Raw genomic sequence first — 24,726 nt, 5'->3', positions numbered from 1 at the left:
TGATATGTTTGTGTTAATTGATGATTTTTTGGCTAAGGGGAGATAAACGGCTGCGCTTTGCTGTCAGACTTTGTGATACATATCCGATGACCTGAACACGCGTTGTATCGACATTTGGGCAATACTACGGTGCCGGTCGGTCACTGGTTCACTGGTTACTAAGACGCTGTCTGACATGCCCCCGGAACTTGAGCGCAGCCGCAGTACCAGCATTAATGTCTCATTCATAAAAGGGCTATTCCGGTATTCCTTACCTTACGTAACCTTTTGAGCTCTGGCAGGGCCAGAGGGTGGTTTCCTCAATTGACGACGGCGGCGTCTCACCCCAGTGTCTGCGGATGGGACAGTCGATTGATATTCAGCGCCTTCCACGGGCATTTGATGCGGATCTGGCCGGCGATGCGCTTGCGCTTGTGCCGGACCTTGGCGGCGATGAGGCGCGCCTGGTCGCAGGGGCGGCGGGCTCCAGCCCTTATCTGAAGGAGCTGATCACCCGCGAGGCCGCCTGGCTGGCGCCCGCACTGGCTGATCCGCTGGCTGCGCTTGGTAAGATCATGGAGGATGTGCGCGGTTTGGCACCGGATCAGCTGAAGCCGGGGCTGCGGCAGGCCAAGCGCCGACTTGCGCTGCTGAGCGGGCTTTGCGATCTGGCCGGGGCCTGGGATCTGATGCAGGTGACCACGGCGCTGACGCAATTTGCCGAACTCTGCGCCGATCGGGCGATCAAGGCGGAAATTGCCGCACTGATCCGCCGTCAGAAACTGCCGGGCCTGACCGAGGCCGATGTGGAGACCGCCGGCGGGTTGACCCTGCTGGCCATGGGCAAGATGGGCGCCTATGAGCTCAACTACAGCTCCGACATCGACATGATTTGCCTGTTTGACGAGACACGGTTTGATCCGGCCGACTTCTATGAGGCGCGTCAGGGCATGGTGCGGGCGACGCGCAACATGTGCACGGTACTGAGCGAACGCACTGCCGACGGCTATGTCTTCCGTACCGATCTGCGCTTGCGGCCCGACCCGGCGGTTACACCGGTGGCCATGGCGATGGAGGCGGCGGAGCGCTATTACGAGAGCCTCGGGCGCACCTGGGAGCGCGCCGCCTATATCAAGGCGCGCCCCTGCGCCGGTGATCTGAAGGCGGGGGCCGAGTTCCTGCAGACGCTGCGCCCCTTTGTCTGGCGGCGGCATCTGGATTTCGCGGCTATTCAGGACGCCCATGACATGCGTTTGCGGATCCGCGAAAACAAGGGGACCGGCGGGCCACTGACGGTGCCCGGCCATGACATGAAACTGGGGCGTGGCGGCATCCGCGAAATCGAGTTCTTTACCCAGACCCGGCAGCTGATCGCCGGCGGGCGGGATGAGAGCCTGCGTCAGCGCGGCACGCTCGACGGGCTGACCGCGCTCGCGGCCAAGGGCTGGGTGCCGCAGGAGGCCTGCGCGCAGCTCAGCGCGCATTACATTGCCCACCGCGAGGTGGAGCACCGCATCCAGATGGTGCATGACGCCCAGACCCACCGGGTGCCGCAGTCCGAAGATGGCATTGCCCGGATTGCCTGTCTGATGGACCGCGACCCGCAGGCGCTGCAGGCGGAGATCCGTGGGCGGTTGCAGGAGGTGCATGAGCTGACCGAGGGGTTCTTTGCCCCGGATGTGCCAAGGCCGCAACCGGCCGCGGCGGTGCCGGAGGCTCTGGATGGCGATATCCTGGCGCGCTGGCCGACCTATCCTGCGCTACGCTCGGCGCGCGGTGCGCAGATATTCGAGCGGCTGAAACCGGAGCTGCTGGCGCGACTGTCCCGCACCGCCCAGCCGGCCGAGGCGCTGGTGGCGCTGGATGGGTTCCTGGCGGGGCTGCCTGCCGGTGTGCAGCTGTTTTCACTCTTTGAAGCCAACCCGCAACTGATTGATTTGCTGATAGATATTGTCGGCACCTCTGGTACGCTGGCGAGCTATCTGTCGCGTAATTCCGGGGTATTCGATGCGGTGATCGGCGGCTCTTTCTTCAGTGACTGGCCCAAGCGGGAGGGGCTCTGCCAGTCGCTTGCGGCGGTGCTGGCGCAGGAAGAGGATTATGAAACCCAGCTGGATGCCACCCGGCGCTGGTGCAAGGAGTGGCATTTCCGTATCGGGGTGCATCATCTGCGTGGGCTGATCGATGCTGCCACCGCAGGGGCGCAATATGCCGAACTGGCCGAGGTGGTGATTGCCGGGGTGGCGCCGGTTGTCCTGCAGCAGTTTGCAAAGAAACACGGAACGCCTCCGGGGCGCGGGGCGGCGGTTCTGGCCATGGGATCGCTGGGTGCGGGGCGGATCAATGCGCTGTCGGATCTCGACCTGATCGTGATTTATGACCCCGGAACCGCGGAGGCCTCGGAGGGGCCGCGATCGCTGGCGACACGCCCGTATTATGCGCGGCTGACCCAGGCGCTGATCACGGCGCTGACTGCGCGTATGTCGCAGGGGCAGCTCTATGAGGTGGACATGCGGCTGCGACCTTCCGGCACCCAAGGCCCGGTGGCCACGAGCCTCGAGAGCTTCTGCGCGTATCAGCGCAATGACGCCTGGGTCTGGGAACATCTGGCGCTGACCCGGGCGCGGGTGATGGCGGCTGTGCCTGCACCGGGCGCGGAGGGGCTGGCACAGGATATCAACGCATTTCGAGCGGGTTTTCTCGGGGCGCCGCGCAGCCGCGCGGCGATCCTGCCCGAGGTCGCCAAAATGCGCGCCCGTCTGGCCGCTGCCAAGGTGCCGACAGGTCCCTGGGACGCCAAGACCGGCGCGGGTCGGCTGATGGATATCGAGCTGATCGCCCAGGCCGGGGTCCTGCTGAGCGATGCCACCGGGCAGGACGTGGCCGCCGGGCTGGCGGGCGCTGTCGCCTGTGGCTGGCTGGATGCCGCAGATGCAGCGGAATTGCAGCGCGGCTATGATCTATTCTGGTCGGTACAGACGGCGGCGCGGCTGGTCTCGGGCAAGGCAATTGATGCACGGACATTGGGAGAGGGCGGCGCGCTCTTTCTGTGTCGCAGCACCGGCTATGACGATCTCGCCGCGCTGGAGGCGACGCTGACCGAGAGCTACGGCAGATGCGGTGACATCATCGCCGCCGCATTGGAGAGAGAGGGGGCGACAGGCCATGACGAATGAGGCGACGGTTGATGCGGCGCAGCTGGCGCGTCTGGATCCCAAGGGGTTGATCCGGGAAAGCTACCGTATCGAGGGGATTGGCGAGGGCGAATGCCGCAGCATCTTTCTGGATTGGGCGCTGAGCCTGCCTGATGGGGTCGACAGCCGTGTGGCAACCATCGCGCTCGTGGAGCAGCTTGCGGCAGTGCATCCCGATCACCCGATGACGGCTGTTCTGCGCGAGGGGCAGGAGGCTGCCGACAGGCCTCGCAGGCGCGGCGGCTGGCGTTCCCGCCCGCGGTGAACTCACTTGCGCCGCGCGGGATCGGGCCGCAGAGCCTGACGCGACCAAGGCATCGGCTCTGCGTGGCGGATGCCCTTTCAACCGCGCGTCGTTGGGAGTAAGAGAGGCGCATGACAGCATCTTCCTCCGCGCCCGAGCGCGCCCGCGTAAAACTGAAACCCAAAGCCAATGCCCGTGCCCTGCGCCACGGCTTTCCCTGGGTCTATGCCAATGAACTGGTCACCGACCGGCGCACCCGGAAACTGGCACCCGGCACCCTGGCGGTGCTGGAAGACGACGCGATGACGCAGATGGGGCTGGTTGCGGTCAACCCCGAAAGCAAGATCATCGCGCGGATGCTGGACAGCGATCCTGCGGCCGAGCTGAGCGTGGAGTGGTTCAGCGCCCGCCTGCGCCGCGCGCTGGAGCTGCGCGAACAGCTGTATGATGCGTCGTTCTACCGGCTGGTCCATGCTGAATCCGATGGTCTGCCCGGCGTGGTGATCGACCGCTTTGGCGATACCTGCGTGGTGCAGCCCAATGCCGCCTGGGCCGAAGCCCATATCGAACCGCTGACCGAGGCGCTGGTGGCGGTGACCGGGGTGACAACCGTATTGAAAAACGCCTCGGGCCGGACGCGCAGCCTGGAAGGGCTGGACGATATCAGCACTGCCCTGCGCGGCACCGCCCCCGAGGCGCCGGTAGAAGTGTCCATGAACGGCGCCACCTATATGGCGGATCTGACCGGCGGGCAGAAAACCGGCCTGTTCTACGACCAGCGCGACAATCATGCCTTTGCCGCCAAGCTGGTCAGGCCGGGCGCAAATGTGCTTGACGTGTTTTCCCATGTCGGCGGCTTTGGTCTGGCGATGCTGGCGGCTGGCGCAGCGACGGCAACCTGTGTCGACGGATCCGCTCCGGCGCTGGATCTGGCGCGGGACGGCGCAGGTGCCAGCGGTTTTGGCGATCGGTTCAACGCACGGCAGGGCGATGCCTTTGAGGTGCTGGCCCAGCTCGCCGAAGAAGGGGCGCAGTTTGATGTGGTGATCTGCGATCCGCCAGCCTTCGCACCGTCGAAACAGGCGCTTGAGGCGGGGTTGCGGGCCTATGAGCGGATTGCCAAACTGGCCGCCCCTCTGGTGGCGCCGGGTGGCTATCTGGGGCTGTGCTCCTGCTCGCATGCGGCTGACCTCAGCCGGTTCCGCAATGCCTCGGCGCGTGGCATCGGGCGCGGCGGGCGGCGCAGCCAGCTGCTGCACACCGGGTATGCCGGGGCGGATCATCCACAGCTGCCTCAGCTGGCCGAAAGCGGCTATCTGAAGGCTGTGTTCTTCCGGCTCGACTGATCTGTTGCGGTTGATCAGGCCATGAAACTGTTGCTGGACGCCTGTGTCCTCTATCCGACCGTGATGCGTGAGATGCTGCTGGGGGCAGCCCGGATTGGCCATTTCACCCCGCTGTGGTCACAGCGCATCCTTGAGGAATGGGCGCGGGCGGCGCGCAAGATCGGTCCTGAGGGGGAGCCGCAGGCGCGGGCAGAGATCGCGCTGATCTCTGCGGCCTGGCCAAAGGCTGCCGTCACCCCGACAGCGGCGGTTGAAGCACGGCTTTGGCTGCCGGACGTGGCCGATATCCATGTGCTGGCCGCCGCCATTGCCGGCCATGCCGACGGGATCGTGACCGTCAACAACAAGGACTTCCCACGCCACACGCTTGCCGAGGAGGGGCTGGAACGGATCGGCCCGGACCAGCTGCTTTATGATCTGTGGCGACAGGATCCGGACGGGATTTCGGGCGTGGCTGCGGCTGTGCTCGCCGAGGCAAACCGGCTGTCAGGCGGCGGCTGGGAGCTGCGCCCGCTGCTGAAGAAGGCGCGGCTGCCAAGGGTGGCCAAGGCGCTGTCGGCCTAGCGTGCTCGGCCGCTGAGACCTTGGCGCGGCTCAGATGTCGGCCAGCACCTCAGCGGCGATCTCAAAGGATCGCAGCCGTGCATCGTGGTCATGGATCTGCCCGGTCAGAATGATCTCATCCGGTTGATACCGCTCAAGAATACCAGACAGTTCGGCGGCCACCGTTGCCTTGCTGCCGGTCGCGGAAATCCGCAGCGCCTCATTCACCCCGTGCAGCACCGGCGGGGCGATATGCTGGGTGATATCCTCCACCGGAGCCGGCAACTTGCCGGGTTTGCCTTCGTGCAGCCGGGCAAAGGCCTGCTGCATGGTGGTTCTCAGCCGCTGCCCTTCGCGGTCGGTATCGGCGGCAAAGACGTTGACCGCGATCATGGCGCGGGGAGCGTCGAGATGCTCAGATGGCTGAAAGCCGCTGCGATAGGCGGCCAGCGCCTGCTCCAGCGCGGCGGGGGCAAAGTGCGAAGCAAAGGCATAGGGCAGCCCCAGCTGTGCCGCAAGCTGCGCCCCATAAAGGCTGGAGCCGAGGATCCACAGCGGCACCCTGGTGCCCTGTCCCGGAAAGGCCCGCACCCGCGCTTCGGGTGTTTCGGGGCCAAGGTAGTTGATCAGCTCGATCACATCATGCGGGAAGGTATCGGGATTGCGCTCACCGGTTTGCAAGCCCCGACGCAGGGCGCGGGCCGTCTGCAGATCCGTGCCGGGCGCGCGTCCCAGCCCAAGATCAATGCGGTTGCCATATAGGCTGGCCAGCGTGCCAAAGGCTTCGGCCACCATATAGGGGGCGTGGTTGGGCAGCATGATTCCCCCGGCACCGACCCGGATCGTTTTGGTCTGTCCGGCGATATGGCCGATCAGAACAGCGGTGGCGGCACTGGCGATCCCCGGCATATTGTGATGCTCCGCCAGCCAGTAGCGGTGATATCCCCAGGCCTCGGCCCGCTGTGCCAGATCAGTGCTGTTGCGCAGCGATTGAGCGATGTCATGGCCTTCGGGTACGGGGGCAAGGTCAAGAACGGAATAGCGCATGGTAGGTCTCCGGGAGCCCGCCCAGGCGGGTCGTTAGGTCTTGTGTCCGCAGGGACATATCTGACTGAAACGCCTACAACGGCGGAATGGTTGCCCACAGATGGGGATGGCGGCCGCACGGGCCAAGGGGGATGACGCGCCCGGTTGCGCTTGATATTGGGTAAATATCATTAAAACAATGACTTGCGGGTTTGTCTTCAGCTCTTTCCCTTACTCCAGCGCTGTTCGAGCCGGTCCAGCGCGGCAATACGCTCCTCGGTCTTGGGGTGGCTCATCAGCCAGGCGGGCGCCATGCCGCTGCGGGCCTGTGTCAGCTCTTCCAGCTTGCGAAACAGGCTTTTCTGCGGAGCGATGCCGATCCCTGCCTTGGTCAGCAGTGCTGCGGCATATTCATCGGCCTCATATTCATCGCTGCGCGACAGCCGCGCCGCCAGCAGTGAGGTCAGCACATTGGCAATCCAGTGCCCGACAAAAGGCACGAAACGGCCGATGATAAGCATCAGCGCCGTGCGCAGCGCGTTCTGCCCGGAAAAATCAATCATGCGTTTTCGCGCGTGCCCCAGCGCCACATGGCCCAGCTCATGTGCAATCACCGACGCCAGTTCAACATCGCTGACCTCGCCATTGCGGTATTTGCGATAGAACCCACGGGTGATGAAGATCCGGCCATCCGGCGCCGCCAGCCCGTTTACCGGATCGACCTCGTAGATATAGACCGGGATATGGCTGATGCCGAGCGCCGCTGCCATTCGATCCGTCAGCTGGCGCAGGCGGGCATCGGCCAGCTCGGTTGATTGCTGATCAAGGGCCCGATGGGTGCGCCAGACCGACAGGCGGTACATGACCAACCCGTAGATCACGGCGAGAAGGATGGGGGTTAGACGCAACATGCTTTAGGATATGGGGCTGGCGGTGAGAGCGGACAAGGCGCGTGGCCCGACAGGCCGGGCGGTGGGCAGCGCGTCAGTCATCGCAGGATGGCGTGGCCGCGCGCGCCTCTGCCTTTACCTCGTCCCAGAGCGCGTCCATTTCCGCCAGGTCACTGTCTTCGGGACGTTTGCCGCGGTCGGAGAGCTTGGCCTCGACCCCTTCAAAGCGGCGGGTGAACTTGGCATTGGCGGCCCGCAGTGCGGCTTCCGGCTCCACCCCCAGATGGCGGCCCAGATTGGCCATCACAAACATCAGATCGCCGAATTCCTCCTCCACCTCGGCCTGGCTCAGGCAATCGCGGGCTTCTACCAGCTCGGCGGCCTCTTCGACGATCTTGGCGATCACATTGTCCGCCGACGGCCAGTCAAAGCCGACACGTGCGGCGCGTTTTTGCAGCTTGTAGGCGCGCAGCAGGGCGGGCAGGCCGACGGCCACACCGTCCAGCGTCCCCTGTTGCGCCTTGCCTGCGCGCTCCGCGGCCTTGATCGCCTCCCAGTCAGCGGTCTGCTGGTCGGCGGATTTCTCGCGGCTCTCGTCACCAAAAACATGCGGATGGCGCGCGACCATCTTGTTGGACATGGTGGTGACCACATCCTGAAAGGTGAAATGCCCGGCCTCCGCCGCCATCTGCGCATGAAACACCGACTGGAACAGCAGATCCCCCAGCTCGCCCTTCAGCTCATCCCAGGCCTCGCGCTCAATTGCATCGGCAACTTCGTAAGCTTCTTCAATGGTATAGGGCGCGATGCTGGCAAAGTCCTGTTCAATATCCCAGGGGCAGCCATGCTGTGGGTCGCGCAAGCACGCCATGATCTGCAGGAGCCGGTCGATACCGGCGGTTTCATCGTGGATCAGGTTGGTATCGGGCATTGCGGCGGCTCTTGTTCCTGTGTCAGATGCATCAATCCCGAGTCTGACCAAGGAGTCCACCCCCATGCCGGTTGTGAACCGAATTGCCGATTACGCCGAGGACATGACAGCCTGGCGGCAGCATCTGCACCAGATCCCCGAGCTGGCGCTGGATCTGCCGAAAACAGCGGCCTTCGTGGCGGAACGGCTGCGGGACTTCGGCGTTGACGAGCTGCATGCAGGGATCGCAAAGACGGGCATCGTGGCCATCATCAACGGTCAGGAGAGCAGCGCGGCGGATGCCCCCTGTATCGGTCTGCGCGCCGACATGGACGCCTTGCCAATCCCGGAGGAGACCGGTGCGGCCTATGCTTCGACCCATGCCGGCAATATGCACGCCTGCGGCCACGATGGGCATACGACGATGCTGCTGGGTGCGGCGAAATATCTGGCGGAAACACGCAACTTCAAGGGCCGGGTGGCGCTGATCTTCCAGCCCGCCGAGGAGGCCATCGGCGGTGCGCGCATCATGGTCGAAGAGGGGATCATGGAACGGTTCAACATCGGTGAGGTCTACGCGCTGCACAATGCGCCGGGTCTGCCGGAGGGGCATTTCATGACAACTCCGGGTCCGCTGATGGCGGCGGTGGATAGTTTCCATATCCATATTCAGGGCGTTGGCGGCCATGGCGCGATGCCCCATGAAACCCGCGACCCGGTGATGGCGGCCTGCGGCATCGCCCAGGCGATCCAGACCATCGTCTCGCGCAACCATTACGCGCTGGATGATCTGGTGGTGTCGGTGACGCAGATCCACACCGGCACGGTGGACAATGTGATCCCCGATACGGCCTATATCAACGGCACCGTGCGCACCTTTGATCCCAGGGTGCAGGAAATGGTGATACGGCGCATGGGTGAGATCGTGGCCGGGCAGGCGGCCAGCTACGGGGTCGAGGCGGAACTGGACTATGAGTTCGGTTATCCCGCGACCATCAATGACGCGGCCAAGACCGATTTTGCGGTCTCCGTCGCGGCCGAGATCGCAGGCGCGGAGCATGTCGAGGCCGAGGCCGGCCGCGAGATGGGGGCGGAAGATTTCTCTTATATGCTACAGGCCCGTCCCGGCGCCTATCTGTTTCTGGGCCAGGGCAATAGTGCCGGGCTGCACCATCCAAGGTACGATTTCAATGACGATATCGCACCGGTCGGAGCCTCGTTTTTTGCCCGTCTGGTCGAGAAAGCACAGCCCGCAAGCTGATCTGGCGACAGCGCGGGGGCTTTCAGATGACAAGGCCACGCGCATTCGCTAGGAGATGGCCACAACCCGAGAAGAGGGAGCAGTCTGCATGGCGCTAGAAGACGCAAAGAAACAGGTCGATCAGGCCTTCACCCGCGACGACCTGAAGGGGTTGAGCTTTGAAAACACCTTTGGCGGGGCGACGTCCTTTCTGCGGCGCCGCTACACCAAGGACCTGACCCATGCGGATATTGCCGTCACAGGCATTCCCTTTGATCAGGCGGTGACGAACCGCCCCGGCACCAGGCTTGGCCCCCGCGCGGTGCGTGAAGCCTCGGCCCTGCAAAGCCCCGATGCCCCCTATGGCTGGGACATTTGCCCGGCAAGCGAGCTGGCGATTGTCGACTACGGCGATCTGGCCTTTGACTACGCCAATGTCGCGGCCTTCCCCGACGCGCTGACCGAGCACATCCGCGGCATTCTGGCGACCGATACGGCTTCGGTGGCCATCGGTGGCGACCACTATGTGTCCTTCCCCATCCTCAAGGCCTATGCCGAGAAATACGGCCCGATTTCGCTGCTGCATTTCGATGCCCATAGCGACACCTGGCAGGATGATGATTTCAGCCGCGTCGATCATGGCACGATGTTCTACAAGGCGGTGAAATCCGGCATCATTGACCCCAAGACCTCTGTTCAGGTGGGTATTCGGACCACCAATGAGGACAATCTCGGCGTGCCCACCATCGACGCGCCCACCGTGCATGAGATTGGCCCGGACGAAACCGCGCACCGTATCCGCGACGTGCTGGGTGACCGGCCGGTTTACCTGACCTTCGATATCGACTGTCTGGATCCGGCCTATGCGCCGGGCACCGGCACGCCGGTCTGGGGTGGTCTGACCTCGGCACAGGCCGAAGCCATCCTGAAAAACCTGCGCGGTATCAACATCCTGGGCGGCGATGTGGTCGAAGTGTCGCCCCCCTTTGACACCACCGGCGCCACCGCCATCGCAGGCGCGCATGTCGCCATGAGCATTATCTGTCTTCTGAGCTGGAGAATTACGGGCCGATGACTGACTTTAACCAGCCGATCAGCGGCAATGATCTGGCGCGGTTCTCCGGGCCGAACACCTTTATGCGGCTGCCGCAGGCGACCTCTCTGGAGGGGCTGGATGTGGCCATTCTGGGTGTGCCGATGGATATCGGCACCTCCTGGCGCTCAGGGACCCGCTTTGGGCCAAAGCAGATCCGCGCCGAAAGCGCGATGATCCGACCTTATAACATGACCAGCGGTGCGGCGCCCTTTGACAGTCTGAACATTGGCGATATCGGCGATCTGGCGATCAACACGTTCTCGCTGCCCGACAGCCTGCGCATCATTCAGGAAAGCTACAGCGCCATCCTGTCCAGCGACGTGACGCCGGTCGCAATGGGTGGCGATCATTCGATCACCCTGCCGATCCTGCGCGCGATTGCGGAAAAATACGGGCCTGTCGCATTGGTCCATGTCGATGCCCATGCGGATGTGAACGACGATATGTTCGGTGAGCGCGAGACCCATGGGACGGTCTTCAGGCGCGCCTATGAAGAGGGGCTGATCGTCGCGGACAAGACCTATCAGATCGGCCTGCGCGGCACAGGCTACGGGGCGGATGATTTCAAGGAGGCGCAGCGCTGGGGGTTTCAGCATTTCCCCGCAAGCGAGCTTTGGAACCGCTCCCTGCACGGGATGGGTGCGGAAATTCGTCGCGATATCGGTAATAGGCCGGTCTATGTCTCCTATGATATCGATAGTCTGGACCCGGCCTATGCACCGGGTACCGGCACGCCGGAAATCGGCGGGCTGACCACACCGCAGGCGCTGGAACTGATCCGCGCTCTGCGTGGTTTGAATATTGTGGGCTGCGATATGGTCGAAGTATCGCCGCCTTATGACACGTCGGGCAACACGGCGCTGACAGCGGCCAACCTGCTGTATGAGCTGCTCTGTGTGCTGCCGGGTGTGACAACCAAATAAGGCCGGCTGTCCAGTGGCAGCCGCCACGAGGGAGAGCGGACCATATGGGTCGAGTGATGATATTTGTCTGGCTGAGCATCGCAGCAGTCGTTGTGGTGCTCGGGTTTATCCGGCTGGCGCCCAGCGATCCGCTGGACTGGAACACCCAGCCTGAATTCACCGAAGACAAGACCTTTCGCGGTGGCGTGTTCCGGGTGCTGCGCAGTGGCGAGGACGGGCTGGAGCGGTTCCACAACGTTGCCAGCAACGCTCCGCGCACCCGTGTGCTGGCCGGTTCGGTTGAGGATGAGATGGTCACCTATGTGACGCGTACGCGGTTTCTGGGCTTTCCCGATTACACCACCGCGCGGCAGGATGGCGATCTGCTGAAAGTCTATGCCCGTCTGCGGTTTGGCCGCTCCGATCTGGGCGCCAACAATGACCGGATCAACAGCTGGATCGCGCAGATGGCGCCCGCACCGCAATAGCGCCCTGATGCGGATCTCCCGGCCGCGTATGCTGCCCGGCCTGATATGACAGGCCAATGTCAACAAACGCATATCGGAGGGATCAGATCCGCGGCAGCGGCTCCGCAGCCGTCGAGATGGCCGGCGCCGTATCAGCCTCAGCCGCAAGGCAGCCCGCCTGAACTTCGCGCCACATCGGCACATTCAGCGACATCTGGCATTGGGCCGTGAACATGCGCCCGTCGACCTGCAGGCAGACAAATTCGCCGAGCTCAACCCGGCTGCCGCTCTTGTCGGTGCAATAACAGTCGATCGTGCGCCCATTCGGCGCGACAACATCGGCCCGAATGGGCGACGCGGTTGCGCTCCAAGCCAGCGCAAACCCCAGCAGATACAGCAAAGAGCGGGGCAGGCCTGGTGTCGCAGGGGTCAGCCACCCAAGCTCAGGCAGGCGGCGCTGCGCATGATCCTTTCCCGCAATATGAGGACTGGCATGTTGCATGACCCTAGCATATCACAAGGGCAGCCTTGCGCAAAAGACAGATCGATACGGATATTGCACGCATGATCCCCGAAGACCGCCTCGAGCAGATTTTACAACGGTTTCAGTATCTTGAGGCCGCAATGGCAGAGGGTGTCGCAGGCGGCGATATTGCGGCTCTGGCCAAGGAATATTCCGATCTGCGCCCGGTTGCCGAGCAGATCAGCGCCTATCGCCGCCTGCTGTCCGATCTTCAGGAAGCAGAAGACATGCTCGCCGATCCCGATATGGCGGCGCTGGCGGAGGAGGAGCTGCCCCAGCTGCGCGCGGCGCTGCCCGAGGCCGAACATGCGCTACAACTGGCGCTGCTGCCCCGGGATGAGGCCGACAGCCGCCCGGCCATTCTGGAAATCCGCCCCGGCACCGGCGGCGATGAGGCGGCCCTGTTCGCCGGGGATCTGCTGCGCATGTATCAGCGCTACGCCGAGGCGCGGGGCTGGGGGTTTGACATCATCGAGGAACAGACAACCGAACTCGGCGGGCTGAAAGAGGTGGTCGCCCATGTCAAAGGCGAAAACGTCTTTGCCCGGTTGAAATATGAGTCCGGTGTCCACCGCGTGCAGCGCGTTCCGGTGACCGAATCCGGCGGGCGCATCCACACCTCTGCCGCCACGGTTGCGGTGCTGCCCGAGGCAGAGGATGTCGATCTGCGCATTGATCCGGCGGATCTGCGGATCGACACCATGCGCGCCTCCGGGGCCGGTGGCCAGCATGTGAACACCACCGATTCCGCCGTGCGGATCACCCATATTCCCACCGGTATTATTGTGGTCAGCTCCGAGAAATCGCAGCACCGCAACCGCGAGATCGCGATGCAGGTCATGCGCACGCGGCTTTACGATCTGGAGCGCCAGCGCATCGACAGTGAACGGTCCGCCGATCGCGCCAGTCAGGTTGGCTCTGGCGACCGGTCGGAGCGGATCCGTACCTACAACTTTCCGCAGGGCCGGATGTCGGATCACCGTATCAACCTGACGCTCTATAAGCTTGACCAGATCATGCAGGGCGATCTGGACGAGATCATCGACGCGCTGACGGCGGACGATCAGGCGCGGCTGCTGGCCGAGATGGGCCAATGAACGCGCCGCAGACAGCCGCTCAGGCGATGGCTGCCGCTGCGGCCCGGCTGCGCGCGGCCGGTGTGCCGGACCCGGCGCGCGATGCGCGGATCCTGCTGGCCCATGCCGCCCGGATCGAGGCCAGCCGCGTGACCCTGATCGCGCCCGAAGATCTGGCGCCTGAAATCGCCGAGCGCTATGAGCAGCTCATCGCCCTGCGCGCCATCCGGGTGCCGGTGTCTCAGCTGATTGGCGAGCGGGAGTTTTATGGCCGCCGCTTCAAGGTCTCCGGCGATGTGCTGGATCCGCGTCCTGAAACCGAAACCCTGATCGAGGCGGCGTTGGCCGAACCGTTCTCGCGGGTGCTGGACCTCGGCCTTGGTTCGGGCTGCATTCTGGTCACCCTGCTGGCCGAGCAGCGTGCCGCGACCGGCGTTGGCGTCGATCTGAGCGAAGCTGCCTGCCTTCAGGCGAGCGCCAATGCGGTGCTGCACCGGGTTGAGGCGCGTGCCGAAATCCTGCAGTCGGACTGGTTTTCCGCCGTCGAGGGGAAGTTCGATCTGATTGTCTCCAACCCGCCCTATATCGCGCTTGACGAAATGTCGGAGATTTCGGATGAGGTGCGCGCCCATGAGCCGGAGATGGCGCTGACGGATGGCGGCGACGGGCTTGGCGCCTATCGGACCATCGCCGCCGATCTCGGCGATCATCTGGCCGCAGGGGGGCGGGTCTTTCTGGAGATCGGCCCGACGCAGGGTACGGCGGTCAGTGATCTTCTGCTGTCGGCCGGGTTGAAAGAGGTCCGCATCCTGCCGGATATGGATGGGCGCGACCGGGTGGTCTGTGGCCGCAGCTGTGGCCAAAACAGCTCCTAAACCCGTGAAAATGGCCTGAATTTGTAGTTTCGTAAGAAAAAGCACCGATAATCGCCTGGACCCCCTTGTCTGAAAGGGCGGAACATGATTACTCAAAGAAGTCGCTTTAGGGTGAGGTAAAGAATACCTCCCGGCGACATCAAGCCCAAAATGGTCGATGATCCGGCGCAGAGGCGCGCTGGTATGGATCCACGACAAATACAATCAAGGCTGACGTTAGGCATATGAGATCGTCCAAATCACGTTCGCGTTCCAAGTCGAACCGGAACCGCCCAGCAGGCGCAAATGTTGTCAACCGCGTGTTCGACAGCTCCGGCCCCGAAGGCAAGGTACGCGGAACGCCGCAACAGATCATCGACAAATACAATCAGCTGGCGCGCGATGCCCAGCTGAGCAATGATCGCGTTGCCACCGAGAATTTCCAACAGCATGCTGAGCATTACCTGCGTATGCTGAACGAAGCGCAACGCGAAATTGATGCGCGTCGCGAAGAGCAGGAACGCCAGAACCGCGAGCGTCAGGCTGAGCGGGACCGTGAACGCGCAGAGCGTCTGGAGCGCCAGGAACGCGAGGCGGGCAGCCGCTCCGACGATCCGTCCGCCGCGCCCCAGCCCGACGTGATGGATCCGCGCGATGGCAATGGTGACAGTGGCCTGGTGGAAACACCCGAGAGCCGCGATCAGTCCGCCGCCGACAGCGACGGCGACAGCAAACCGGCAAAGCCAGCAGCGCGCAAACCGCGCAGCCGCAAGCCCAAAGCTGAGGGCGACAAGCCTGACAGCAGCTCGACCGATGAGGCAAACGCGGACGCGCCCAAGGCGGGCGCCGATGCCCCGGCAGCAGATGGGGCCGCGGCACCGGAACGCAAACCAGCACCTCGGCGCAAGCCCAAGCCGAAACCCACGGCTGAAGACGCTCCCGAAGCGGCCGAATAATCCGCAGGCCGGCCGTTCGACCGGATCGAAGGATACAGGGATAGATAAAAAGCCCGGTCTCAGCTGAGACCGGGCTTTTCTCTTGTCGGTCACATTGCGGACAGCCTGGGATGGATGTTGTTGCCTGTCTGGCGTGGCTGGTCAGGATTCGTTCTTCAGGCTTCGCGCCAGCGCGCAGAAGGCTTCCAGCCCGACCTGTTCCGCCCGCTCGGTTGGTGGAATGCCCACCGCCACAAGGTGATCCTCAATATCGGGGCTCACGCTCTTGAGACTGGCGCGCAGCATCTTGCGGCGCTGGTTGAAGGCGGCGGCCACCACCTTGTTCAGCGTGCCGGCATCTGCCGGATACCGGGGTGCCTCCAGCGCTTTCAGATGCACCACCGCGCTATGGACCTTGGGTGGCGGGCTGAAGGCCTCCGGCGGCAGCGACAGCACGATGCGGGCATCGGCGCGCCATTGCGCCAGCAGCGCCAGTCGTCCATAGGCCTTGCTGCCGGGCTGCGCGACGATCCGTTCGGCGACCTCGCGCTGGAACATCAGCGTCAGGCTCTGCCAGAAGGGCGGCCAGGCCTTTGGTGTCAGCCAGCGCACCAGCAGTTCGGTACCGACGTTGTAGGGCAGGTTGGCGGCGATGCGGATGGGCGGTGTCAGATGGGTGAGCGGGTTCACCTCCAGCGCGTCACCTTCGATGACCTGCAACCGGCCCGGATAGGCCGCGGCCACCTCTGCGAGTGCGGGGATGCAGCGGCTGTCCTTCTCCACCGCCAGCACGCGCCGCGCGCCTTCGGCCAGCAGACCGCGGGTCAGACCGCCGGGACCGGGACCGATTTCCAGCACGTCGCATTCGCTGAGGTCGCCGGCCTGGCGGGCAATTTTTGCCGTCAGGTTCAGATCCAGAAGAAAATTCTGCCCCAGCGATTTGCGCGCCGAGAGCTGGTGGGTCTCGATCACCTCACGCAGGGGAGGAAGGGAGTCGATAGCGCTCATATCATCTGTACCTTGGGACGGGGCGCAGCGGCTGCGCCTTAGATTTTCATGCCTCCGGCGGGGATATTTCCGGCCAGAAGAAGTTTCAAGTGCTGCTGGCCGCGTTCGGGGTCCGGCGCTGCGCCATGGATTGCGCCAGCCGCAGCGCCTCGATCAGGCTGGAGGGGTTGGCGATCCCCTGACCGGCGATATCGCAGGCAGTGCCGTGATCCGGCGAGGTGCGGATGAACGGCAGCCCCAGCGTGACATTGACGCCGCGATCGAAATCGAGCGTCTTGATCGGGATCAGCGCCTGATCGTGATACATGCAGATCGCCGCGTCATAACGCGCGCGTGCAGCGGCATGGAACATCGTGTCGGCAGGGTGCGGCCCAGAGAGCGTATAGGCGCCGCCCTGCATATCGGCAATCAGCCCGCGCATCCAATCCAGCTCTTCGTGGCCCATGGCGCCATCTTCACCGGCATGGGGGTTCAGCCCCGCAACCGCAATCCGGGGGTGGGCCAGGCCAAACTGGTCCCGCAGCCCCTGCGCGGTGATTTCAATCGTGCGGCGCAGGCCGTCGGCCGTCAGCTGCCGCGGGACCTGTGACAGAGGGATATGGATGGTGGCGGGCACCACCCGCAGCTCCGGGCTTGCCAACATCATGACGACATTTGGCGTGCCGCCCAGATGGGCGAGAAACTCGGTATGGCCGGGGTAGGCAAATGCGGCGCCGTCAATCAGCGCCTTCTTGTGGATCGGCGCGGTGCAGAGCGCGCTGGCCTCGCCGGATTGCACCAGCGAGACACCGGCCTCAATGGCGCGGATGACACCGGCGGCATTTTCGGGGTTGAGCTGTCCGGGCACGGTTGGGGCGGCAAAGTCGACCCGCAGCACAGGCACAGCGCTGGCACTGACATCGACGGCCTCAGCGGCATTGTCGATCTCTTGCCAGTCTGTTCCCGTGGGCAGGTGTCGCGGATCGCCCAGCCACAGGAACGGGCAACTGTCGCGCAAGTCCTGCCAGGCTTTGACCGCCAGTTCCGGGCCGATACCCGCCGGTTCCCCACAGCTGAGCGCGATGGGCAAGGGGCGGGCAGGGCGGCTCATTCCCCGCTGATCCGCGCGTCGGCTTTCAGCTGTTCCAGAAGGCTGTCGGCAAAGGCGCCGAGCCGTTGCTGGGTCAGCGCATTGCCGACGCTTTCGCGGCTGGCTTCAGCGTTCACTTCAGCGGTGCGGCCACAGAGCATCAGCAGCATCAGGGTCTGGCCATTGTTGCGGGTCAGCGCCAGCGAGGTCTCATTAGGGTCGAGCTTGGCAAGTTCAATGGCGATATCCTGCGGGATCTCACCCGGCGCCAGGGTTTCGCGGTCCAGTACAGAGGGATCCTGACCCTTGGCCACACCATAGAGATCATCGCAGCTGTCAACCGCATTGACCACCTTGGTGCCAGCGGCCAGCGCCTCGGGGGTGCGGCCTCCGGGCAGATAGTAGGCCGCGTATTCGATGGCGGCATAGCTGGGTGCGGCGCCGCTGGTTTCGCGCAGATCACGCAGCTGGAACAGGGCAACCGCGCCATCCAGCGGCAGCGGCGCAGTGACTTCACCGGGGCGCAGCGCCAGGACGACCTGTTGCAGCTGGGGGGGCAGGTTGGTCAGCGGCATCCAGGGCAGCCGTCCGCCGCTTTGCCGGGTGGCCGTGGCCGAATATTGTTGCGCGGCCTGCGAAAACGCGCCGGTGGTGGTGATCCGGCTGACCTGTTGGGCGATATCCTCGACCTGGGCGGCATTCTGCGCGTTGATCGGCATGATCAGCTCGGACAGGAGCACCTCGACACCACCGGAACCGGCAAGCCCCATGGCGCGGTCGATCTCTTCCTCGCTGGGGCGAGCCTGTGCCAGATAGCGAGCGGCAACATATTCGCGCCATGCGATGCCCACACGGGTGAAATCGCGCAGGGTTTCAGGTGCCACGCCGTTCTGACCCAGCACATTCAGGAATTCCTGCAGGCTGAGATTGGCGCGGCCGGCCAGTTCGGTCATACCTGCGACAATTTCTTCTTCGGCCGGCTCGATCCCGGCCTGGGCCAGAACGTCGAGTTTCAACCGGTCCTCGATGAGGTCTTCGCGGGCTTTTTCCAGCGGATCGCCCGGATCGCGCAGCAGGGTCAGGAACCGGGCGCGCTGTTGCAGCTCGTAATTTGTGACCACTGCGTCATTCACCGTCACCGCCGGGGCAAACAGCCCCTGTGCCAGGGCGGCGGGAGCGGGGGCGAAGATCACCGCCGCTGCCAGCGCCACGGCTGTTGCGGTCTGGGTCAGTCGCTGAACGAAGGGGGCCGCATCTTGGGGCCGGAAACTCAGGTGTTTTTGCATGATCGCCTGTACTTCTTGCTGCCGCTGTCCACGGAAAACCCGTTTAACGCGATGGTAAAGCCGAAATCCGTTGTCGGCTCAACACTTGTTGTCGATGTATAGCGCCGGTTGACCGAAAGATCGACCGTCACGCATTCGTTGGAATAGACCAGCCCGAGGCCTGCGCGGGTGGCCCGGGCGTCAGAGATGTCGTAGCGCAGATTGGCGCTGGCGGTCCAGCCGGGGCTGACCTCATAGGCACCGTCGAACCAGAGTTCGGAGACCTCCTCGGCGCGGCCTTCGGCGGGATCGGTGCCCAGCCACATATAGGTGCCGGTCAGGCGGCTGCGGTCGGTCATCCAGTCGCCGCGCACCTCCGCCTTGGAGAAGTTGAGTGAGCCGTTCAACAGGCCCCGCGTGGTGATCGCCAGATCATCGTTCAGTTTCAGCTGCGCGGCCATCAGGAGGTCGGAGGAGGTGCCGCCGAGGCCGGAGCTCTTGGTGAACCGACCATCGTCGCTGTCGCGGAACACCTGCCCGATGGTGGCCGAGGCCTGCCAGCCACTGGGCGAGAACCGCGCCCAGTTCAGCCCGAAAGCCACCGTCACCCCGTCCTCGCGCGCATCGGTGGCCGGAAACCGCGACAGATCCAGCAGGTTGCCCCGGTCGAACTCCACGAAATTGCTTTCGTCGTTGGGGACAGCGGTATCGCCGGTATCGGTCCAGCCGATCTGCAGGATCGGTTCCAGAAACTGCGTGGCGCCGGACTGCTCCCGCCGGGTCATCGGCAGGCGGAAGGTGAGCGCGCTGCGTGGGCTGAAGCGCGAGGTGTTGTTGGCAAAGACATCGTCGTCATAGACCGCAAAGGCATCCGCCGCAGCGCCCAGCGACCAGTCCGCCACCAGCCCGTTGGCAAAGCGCCAGCTGCGGTTCCAGTCCACATCAAATGTCGCCCGGCCAATATCGCGGCCGCCCGGATCGGTCAGGTTGCCCCGGATGTCGGAGGTTCGGTTATGACCGTGGGTTTCCAGTGACAGGCGCAGCTCGCCGCCGATCTGCGTCGGGAAAAACCGTCGTTCATAGTAGAGGTTGCCGACGGAGGACGGGATCAGATCCTGATTTTCGCTATCGCGCAGTGTCTTGTAGGAAATCGCGCTGGCGCGGAACAGGCTGTCGCGCTCGACCTTGGTCACCACAACCTCGGAGCGGAGGCGGTCCAGATCACGCAGGCCGTAGTCGACCAGATAGGCATCATCCGACACCGTCTTGAGATCGAACCGCAGCTTGAACGCATTGGGCAGGTCAAAGGTCCCCTCGGCAAAGACATAGCCGCGATCCTCGCCCCGGTAGAGCTCATCCCGGGTATAGGCGCCGTTGACTTCGATCTCGCCACGGCGGAAGGCCTGACGATAGCGCATGTCCAGCGTCCGGGTGCGCGACGACAGGTAGGGCGACAGCGTCAGGTCACGATGTGGGCCGATGGTCAGGAAATACGGCAGTTTCACCCCGGTGCCGAGGTTCGAGGTGGTGCGGATCGACGGAATCAGAAATCCATTGGCCCGCTCCAGCGTCGGGTCGGGCAGGCGGATGCCGGGGAAATAGAACACCGGCGTGTCCAAGATCCTCAGCTGGGCGTTCTCCAGATAGAGCTGGCGCTCCTGCTGATCGTGGGTGATCCGCTCGGCCCGGATCTGCCAGAGCGGCGGCCGCCCGTCGGTGCAGACATGGCAGGAGGTGACAGCGGTTTTGTAAAGCTGCGTGTAGCGGCCGCCAACGCGGGTCATCTGCAGGGAGGCCAGTTGCAGCTGCTGCTGAAACACCATGCGCGCGCCGACCAGCAGGCCATTGCGCAGATCCCGGTCCAGCTCGGCAGCATCAGCCAGAATGGTGATGTCGCCGCCTTCATCGATGCGAATGGGGCCTTCGATCTGCAGGGCGCCTTGGGTCTGATCAAAGGTGATCTTCCGCGCCCGGAGCCTGACATCGCCCTGGAAGGCTTCGACATTGCCTTCGGCCACCAGGGTACGATCCGGGGTGATGAACAGCTGATCGGCCACCAGAATTGCGGGCGTATCAGCCGATTGCGCAGCGGCGCCGGGGCGGGCGCTCTGGGCATGGGCGACATCGCTCAGCGCCAGCTGGCCAACCGCCAGCCAGGGCAGAACCGTCGAGAGTAGCAGGGCGCGGCGCATGTTATCCGTCCTCGGCATGTAAGAGTAACCCCATCGTCAGCAGGATCGCCGCCACCGGCGGTGCCCAGCCGGCCAGCGCCACGGGGATCTGGCCGTTTTCCCCCAGGATCTGGGCGAAATTGCGCAGGAAATAAAGCCCGAACCCCAGCAGCACCGCTGTCAGAACCGCCAGACCGGTGCCGCCAAACCGCGTATGGCGCATGGTAAAGGCGGCGCCAACCAGCGCCATGGCGATCAGGAACAGCGGTCGCGCCAGTTCCACCTGCAACCAAACCTCATAGCGCTTGGTGGAGAACCCGGCCTCGGACAGCTCGCGGATCGTGGCGGGCAGATCGTAGACGGAGATCCCGGTCGCAGTGCCCAGCGTGTCGCGAATCCGCTCCGATGTCAGCGTGGTCGAGAGGCGCAGTGTCGGGTGCCGCTCGGCGTTGGTCTCGGGGTTCACACCCACGATGAGCGGCCAGACCTTGGCCTTGGTCAGCACCCAGTCGCCGCCATCCAGCGTCGCCTGTTCCGCAAGGGTCTGGCGGATCGGGCGGCCTTCGGGGCCGTAAGAAAGGATCGTCACATCATGGAGCGTGATATCGCCGGTATCGCCGCTGTAGCCGGTGGCGTGGATGACCGATTGCCCCAACGCGCCGCCCTGCCGCAGCCACAAGCCCTCACCGGTAAGAGACAGCGCCGCCGGGCCGCCGTTGCGGTAGGTCTCCGCCAGATCGCGGTAGCGGTTGGAGGTCGCCGCCACGATCGGGTTCAACGTGCTGACAGCCAGCACCCCGATCAGCGCCGCCAGCAACACCGGAGCCGCCAGCGCGCGGATGCCCGAGCGGCCAATGGCGCGGGTCACCACCAGCTCGCTGCTGCGCGCCAGCCCGATGAACAGCACGATGGTGGTGAGGATCATGATCAACGGCAGAAATTCACTCAGCGCCGCAGGGGTATTGAGCAGCGTCAGGCCGAACAGCTGGCCCAGCGACAGGTCCTGCGCCTCAAACCGGCGGATCTGCTCATTCAGGTCGATCAACATCACAAGCGTTAACAGGACGCCGCAAATCACTGCAAACCATTGCAAAAAGCGGCGCGCGTAATACAGGTCCAGGGTCATGTGGCGCGCTCCCTGCGGGTTTGGCGGCTATGGCGCCGCCGCGCCAGCAGTGGTCCCAGCGGCTTGGCCGCCAATTGCAGAAACGCCAGCCCGACCAGCAGCCCGATCAGCGTCGGCAGGTAGATCAGCGGCCAGAAATCGGCGTTGTGCAGCACCGGTTCGGAGACCACGCCGCGCAGCCCCTCGACAAAGATCAGCAGCACAAAGGCAAGAAGCGCCTGCCGCCAGACCCCAAATCGCGAGAAACCGCCCAGCATCAGGGAGGCAAAGCCGATCAGCACCACAGCGACACAGACCAGGGCACGGGCAAACCGCAGGTGCAGCTCTTCGGCCAGCGCGCCGGCACTATAGGGGCCATCGGCGATCAGCTTCGGCATCTCGCGCAGCAACTCAAGGCTGGGGATGGCGCGGATATTGCGGGTCTTTTCTTCAGCTTTGTTGGCAAGGCTACTGATATCATAGGAGAAATCGGAAAAGATGGTGGAAGACAGGCGCTGGGTCTCAGCGTCGATACGCTGTGACATGCCATCAACCATCACCAGATGGGTCCTGTCGTCGTCGCGCACCAGATAGGCCTTGCCGCCGGTATAGGTGACGCTTTCTGCCGGGTTGCGGCGATCGGACAGGAACACGTCATTGAGCGTCCCATCGGGGTCAATCCGACCAATGTAAAAGGTGACGCCGCGCGCCGGATGCAGGAAATCACCCTCGCTCAGCAGCTTGGCTGTCACATTGCGGGCGACCTCGGATTCGCGCTGCTCCAGCGTTGCGATGGAGGCAGGCAGCAGAACATGGGTCAGGATCGACATCATCAGCGCGGTGATCAGGCCAAAGGCCAGCGCCGGTTTCGCCATCTGCCAGGGGCTGGTGCCGGTGGCCCGCAGAACCGTCAGTTCGCTTTCGCTGTTGAGCCGGTTGGTCACCCAGACCGATGCGGCAAAGGCCGCAACCGGCAGCACCATACGCACCAGATTCGGCAGGGCAAGGGCGGTGAATTCCAGGAAAACCAAGGCCGACTGCCCGTCGCCGATCAGCCGGTCAAACAGTACCACCGCGCGGTTGATCCAGAATACGGCCACCAGAATCAAGGCAAAGAACCCAAAAAACAGCAGGTATTGGGACAGCACATATCTGTCGTATCGTGACACGCGATCCCCCCAGATCCTACTGCCCTTGTTTTGAGGAGACCTTAGAGGATTTGTTGGCCGGGGAAAACTGCATTCTGCGGACGCGCGACAGTCGGCCGGTGGCCGCCCCCTAGCCCGTTCGGCGCATCCTTCGACGGCGGTCAAACCATATCTGGCCCTAGTCATTGTCGCACAGGCAGGCTACCTGTTGGGGATTGAGGAATTGACCCTGACAGGAGCCCCGCATATGCGTCCGCTGACCCCTACACGTTTTGTCGAATTTGATCCCAAGACCCTCTCCGAGATTGAGGGCCGTGTGGTGGTTCAGATCACCCCGGAGGGGACATTGGGGCAGGCAGCGCGCACGGCAAACCGGCTGACCAAAGGGGCGCTGGCACGTCTGGTTGAAGCGAAGGGTTTTGAGAAGACCAAGGCGGGCGATGTGATTTCGCTGGCCTGGCCCGCTGGCATGAAAGCCGAGGCGCTGGATATTTTGGTCACCCCGCGCAAGATCAGCGCGATCGAGGCGCGCAAGGCCGGCGCCAAGCTGGCCGCGCGCAGCGATGGAAAATCGGTGACGGTGATGGCAGGCTCCATGCCACGCGCTGCGGATCTGGCGCTGGGGATGGCTCTGCGCGACTATCGCTTTGACGATCACAAGACCGGCGACAAGGCCCCCTCCGACGCTGAGGTGGTGATCGCCCATAAGTCCCCCGCCGATGTCGAGGCCGCCTATGGCCCGCTGGCAGCCGTGGCCGAAGGTGTCCACATGACCCGCGATCTGGTCAATGAGCCTGCCAATGTGCTGACCACTACAGAATTTGCCAATCGGCTGGCGGAGATGGAAAGCCTCGGACTGAAGGTTGAGGTGCTCGACGATGACCAGCTGGAAGAGCTGGGCATGCGGACGCTGCTCTGCGTGGGGCAGGGGTCCGACAGCCCGTCGAAAGTGGTGGTGATGCAGTGGAACGGCGGCGAAACCGATTCCGCACCGCTGGCGCTGGTGGGCAAGGGCGTGGTGTTTGACACTGGCGGCATCTCGCTGAAACCGGGCGCGGGCATGGAAGACATGACCATGGATATGGGCGGTGCCGGCGTTGTTGCGGGCACCATGCGGGCGCTGGCTCTGCGCAAGGCGAAAGCCAATGTGGTCGGTCTTGTCGGGCTGGTCGAGAACATGCCGTCTGGCAACGCGACCCGCCCGGGCGATGTCATCAGATCCATGAAGGGCGACACCGTCGAGGTGATCAATACCGACGCCGAGGGGCGCTTGGTTCTCTGCGACGTGATGTGGTACGCGCAGGAGCGCTTCAAACCGGTGGGCATGATCGACCTCGCCACCCTGACTGGCGCCATTATCATCGGCCTTGGCCATGAAAACGCGGGCGTCTTCTCCAATGACGACACCTTCTGCAACCGCTTCCTGAAAGCCGCCGAAGCCGAGGGCGAGGGCGCCTGGCGGATGCCTCTGGGCAAGGCCTATGACGACATGCTGAAATCGCGCATTGCCGACATGAAGAACATCGGTGGACGCCCGGCCGGGTCGATCACCGCCGCGCAGTTCCTGCAACGTTTCGTCAAGGAAGACACCCCCTGGATCCATCTGGATATCGCAGGCGTCGCCTCGGTCAAGACAGACACCGACTACGCCCCCAAAGGCGCGACCGGCTGGGGCGTCATGGCGTTGAACCGGCTGGTGCAGAATATGTTCGAGACGGACTGAGACAGGCAGAGA

At 63.9% G+C, this 24,726-nt stretch carries 22 protein-coding genes; 12 read left to right on the top strand and 10 right to left on the bottom strand.

Features of this window, described 5'->3' with window-relative positions:
- Window positions 1-338 precede the first annotated feature (338 nt).
- The 4 genes from VWZ87_RS02890 to VWZ87_RS02875 all read left to right on the top strand — a co-directional run bounded on the left by VWZ87_RS02890 (window position 339) and on the right by VWZ87_RS02875 (window position 5,327).
- Complete coding sequence (locus VWZ87_RS02890; RefSeq protein ID WP_416534227.1) at window positions 339-3,155, top strand: glutamine-synthetase adenylyltransferase; 2,817 nt, start codon at window positions 339-341, stop codon at window positions 3,153-3,155.
- Window positions 3,145-3,438, top strand: a complete 294-nt coding sequence (locus tag VWZ87_RS02885; protein ID WP_340545900.1) for a hypothetical protein — start codon at window positions 3,145-3,147, stop codon at window positions 3,436-3,438. The genes VWZ87_RS02890 and VWZ87_RS02885 overlap by 11 nt, the downstream gene beginning before the upstream one ends.
- Window positions 3,439-3,548: 110 nt before the next feature.
- Window positions 3,549-4,763: an RSP_2647 family RNA methyltransferase gene (locus VWZ87_RS02880; protein WP_416534226.1), complete on the top strand. Its 1,215-nt coding sequence runs from the start codon at window positions 3,549-3,551 to the stop codon at window positions 4,761-4,763.
- Window positions 4,764-4,784: 21 nt separating this feature from the next.
- Window positions 4,785-5,327 carry an RSP_2648 family PIN domain-containing protein gene (locus tag VWZ87_RS02875; protein ID WP_416534225.1) on the top strand — a complete coding sequence of 181 codons (543 nt, stop codon included), beginning with the start codon at window positions 4,785-4,787 and terminating at the stop codon, window positions 5,325-5,327.
- A 30-nt stretch (window positions 5,328-5,357) separates the two neighbouring features.
- Here VWZ87_RS02875 and VWZ87_RS02870 read toward each other — a convergent pair whose 3' ends face one another.
- The 3 genes from VWZ87_RS02870 to mazG form a co-directional block, all read right to left on the bottom strand.
- Window positions 5,358-6,353: an LLM class flavin-dependent oxidoreductase gene (locus VWZ87_RS02870; protein WP_416534224.1), complete on the bottom strand. Its 996-nt coding sequence runs from the start codon at window positions 6,351-6,353 to the stop codon at window positions 5,358-5,360.
- 197 nt (window positions 6,354-6,550) lie between these two features.
- Entirely contained in the window at window positions 6,551-7,243 is a 693-nt protein-coding gene (locus tag VWZ87_RS02865) for a M48 family metallopeptidase (protein WP_416534223.1), read from the bottom strand.
- A gap of 73 nt (window positions 7,244-7,316) precedes the next feature.
- The gene (gene mazG / locus VWZ87_RS02860) at window positions 7,317-8,153 is read right to left on the bottom strand and encodes a nucleoside triphosphate pyrophosphohydrolase (RefSeq protein ID WP_416534222.1); all 837 of its coding nucleotides are present in this window, start codon (window positions 8,151-8,153) and stop codon (window positions 7,317-7,319) included.
- A gap of 64 nt (window positions 8,154-8,217) precedes the next feature.
- Here mazG and VWZ87_RS02855 point away from each other — a divergent pair, with 64 nt between their 5' ends.
- The 4 genes from VWZ87_RS02855 to VWZ87_RS02840 all read left to right on the top strand — a co-directional run bounded on the left by VWZ87_RS02855 (window position 8,218) and on the right by VWZ87_RS02840 (window position 11,858).
- Complete coding sequence (locus VWZ87_RS02855; RefSeq protein WP_416534221.1) at window positions 8,218-9,393, top strand: M20 aminoacylase family protein; 1,176 nt, start codon at window positions 8,218-8,220, stop codon at window positions 9,391-9,393.
- Between the two features lie 88 nt (window positions 9,394-9,481).
- Window positions 9,482-10,447 (top strand): agmatinase, encoded by a 966-nt coding sequence (speB, locus tag VWZ87_RS02850; RefSeq protein ID WP_416534220.1) that lies wholly within the window; start codon window positions 9,482-9,484, stop codon window positions 10,445-10,447.
- Entirely contained in the window at window positions 10,444-11,391 is a 948-nt protein-coding gene (speB, locus tag VWZ87_RS02845) for an agmatinase (protein WP_340545892.1), read from the top strand. The genes speB (VWZ87_RS02850) and speB (VWZ87_RS02845) overlap by 4 nt, the downstream gene beginning before the upstream one ends.
- A 44-nt stretch (window positions 11,392-11,435) precedes the next feature.
- Complete coding sequence (locus tag VWZ87_RS02840; protein ID WP_340545891.1) at window positions 11,436-11,858, top strand: DUF1499 domain-containing protein; 423 nt, start codon at window positions 11,436-11,438, stop codon at window positions 11,856-11,858.
- Between the two features lie 82 nt (window positions 11,859-11,940).
- Here the strand turns inward: VWZ87_RS02840 and VWZ87_RS02835 are convergent, their stop codons facing one another.
- Window positions 11,941-12,237 carry a hypothetical protein gene (locus VWZ87_RS02835; RefSeq protein ID WP_416534244.1) on the bottom strand — a complete coding sequence of 99 codons (297 nt, stop codon included), beginning with the start codon at window positions 12,235-12,237 and terminating at the stop codon, window positions 11,941-11,943.
- 164 nt (window positions 12,238-12,401) lie between these two features.
- Between VWZ87_RS02835 and prfA the strand changes: the two genes are divergently transcribed.
- The 3 genes from prfA to VWZ87_RS02820 all read left to right on the top strand — a co-directional run bounded on the left by prfA (window position 12,402) and on the right by VWZ87_RS02820 (window position 15,246).
- Entirely contained in the window at window positions 12,402-13,457 is a 1,056-nt protein-coding gene (gene prfA, locus VWZ87_RS02830; RefSeq protein WP_340546327.1) for a peptide chain release factor 1, read from the top strand.
- Window positions 13,454-14,311 carry a peptide chain release factor N(5)-glutamine methyltransferase gene (gene prmC, locus VWZ87_RS02825; protein ID WP_416534219.1) on the top strand — a complete coding sequence of 286 codons (858 nt, stop codon included), beginning with the start codon at window positions 13,454-13,456 and terminating at the stop codon, window positions 14,309-14,311. Before prfA ends, prmC begins: the two co-directional genes overlap by 4 nt.
- Before the next feature lie 224 nt (window positions 14,312-14,535).
- Window positions 14,536-15,246: a DUF4167 domain-containing protein gene (locus VWZ87_RS02820; protein WP_416534218.1), complete on the top strand. Its 711-nt coding sequence runs from the start codon at window positions 14,536-14,538 to the stop codon at window positions 15,244-15,246.
- Between the two features lie 141 nt (window positions 15,247-15,387).
- Here the strand turns inward: VWZ87_RS02820 and rsmA are convergent, their stop codons facing one another.
- The 6 genes from rsmA to lptF all read right to left on the bottom strand — a co-directional run bounded on the left by rsmA (window position 15,388) and on the right by lptF (window position 23,012).
- Complete coding sequence (gene rsmA / locus VWZ87_RS02815; protein ID WP_340545888.1) at window positions 15,388-16,233, bottom strand: 16S rRNA (adenine(1518)-N(6)/adenine(1519)-N(6))-dimethyltransferase RsmA; 846 nt, start codon at window positions 16,231-16,233, stop codon at window positions 15,388-15,390.
- A gap of 85 nt (window positions 16,234-16,318) precedes the next feature.
- Window positions 16,319-17,323: a 4-hydroxythreonine-4-phosphate dehydrogenase PdxA gene (gene pdxA / locus VWZ87_RS02810; protein ID WP_416534217.1), complete on the bottom strand. Its 1,005-nt coding sequence runs from the start codon at window positions 17,321-17,323 to the stop codon at window positions 16,319-16,321.
- Window positions 17,320-18,588, bottom strand: coding sequence for a peptidylprolyl isomerase (locus VWZ87_RS02805; protein ID WP_416534216.1), 1,269 nt, complete (start codon window positions 18,586-18,588; stop codon window positions 17,320-17,322). Before VWZ87_RS02805 ends, pdxA begins: the two co-directional genes overlap by 4 nt.
- The gene (locus tag VWZ87_RS02800) at window positions 18,573-20,759 is read right to left on the bottom strand and encodes an LPS-assembly protein LptD (protein WP_416534215.1); all 2,187 of its coding nucleotides are present in this window, start codon (window positions 20,757-20,759) and stop codon (window positions 18,573-18,575) included. The genes VWZ87_RS02805 and VWZ87_RS02800 overlap by 16 nt, the downstream gene beginning before the upstream one ends.
- 1 nt (window position 20,760) lies before the next feature.
- Window positions 20,761-21,864, bottom strand: a complete 1,104-nt coding sequence (gene lptG, locus VWZ87_RS02795) for an LPS export ABC transporter permease LptG (RefSeq protein ID WP_340545884.1) — start codon at window positions 21,862-21,864, stop codon at window positions 20,761-20,763.
- Window positions 21,861-23,012, bottom strand: a complete 1,152-nt coding sequence (lptF, locus tag VWZ87_RS02790; RefSeq protein ID WP_416534214.1) for an LPS export ABC transporter permease LptF — start codon at window positions 23,010-23,012, stop codon at window positions 21,861-21,863. Before lptF ends, lptG begins: the two co-directional genes overlap by 4 nt.
- Before the next feature lie 226 nt (window positions 23,013-23,238).
- On the opposite strand from lptF, the gene VWZ87_RS02785 reads away from it, so the two are divergent.
- Window positions 23,239-24,714 (top strand): leucyl aminopeptidase, encoded by a 1,476-nt coding sequence (locus tag VWZ87_RS02785; RefSeq protein WP_416534213.1) that lies wholly within the window; start codon window positions 23,239-23,241, stop codon window positions 24,712-24,714.
- The last annotated feature ends 12 nt before the right edge of the window (window positions 24,715-24,726 follow it).

This window comes from Phaeobacter sp. JH20_37 (assembly GCF_048056015.1).
Lineage (GTDB): Bacteria > Pseudomonadota > Alphaproteobacteria > Rhodobacterales > Rhodobacteraceae > Phaeobacter > Phaeobacter bryozoorum.
Note: the sequence above shows the minus strand (reverse complement) of the source record. Positions and strands in the feature narration are given on the sequence as shown.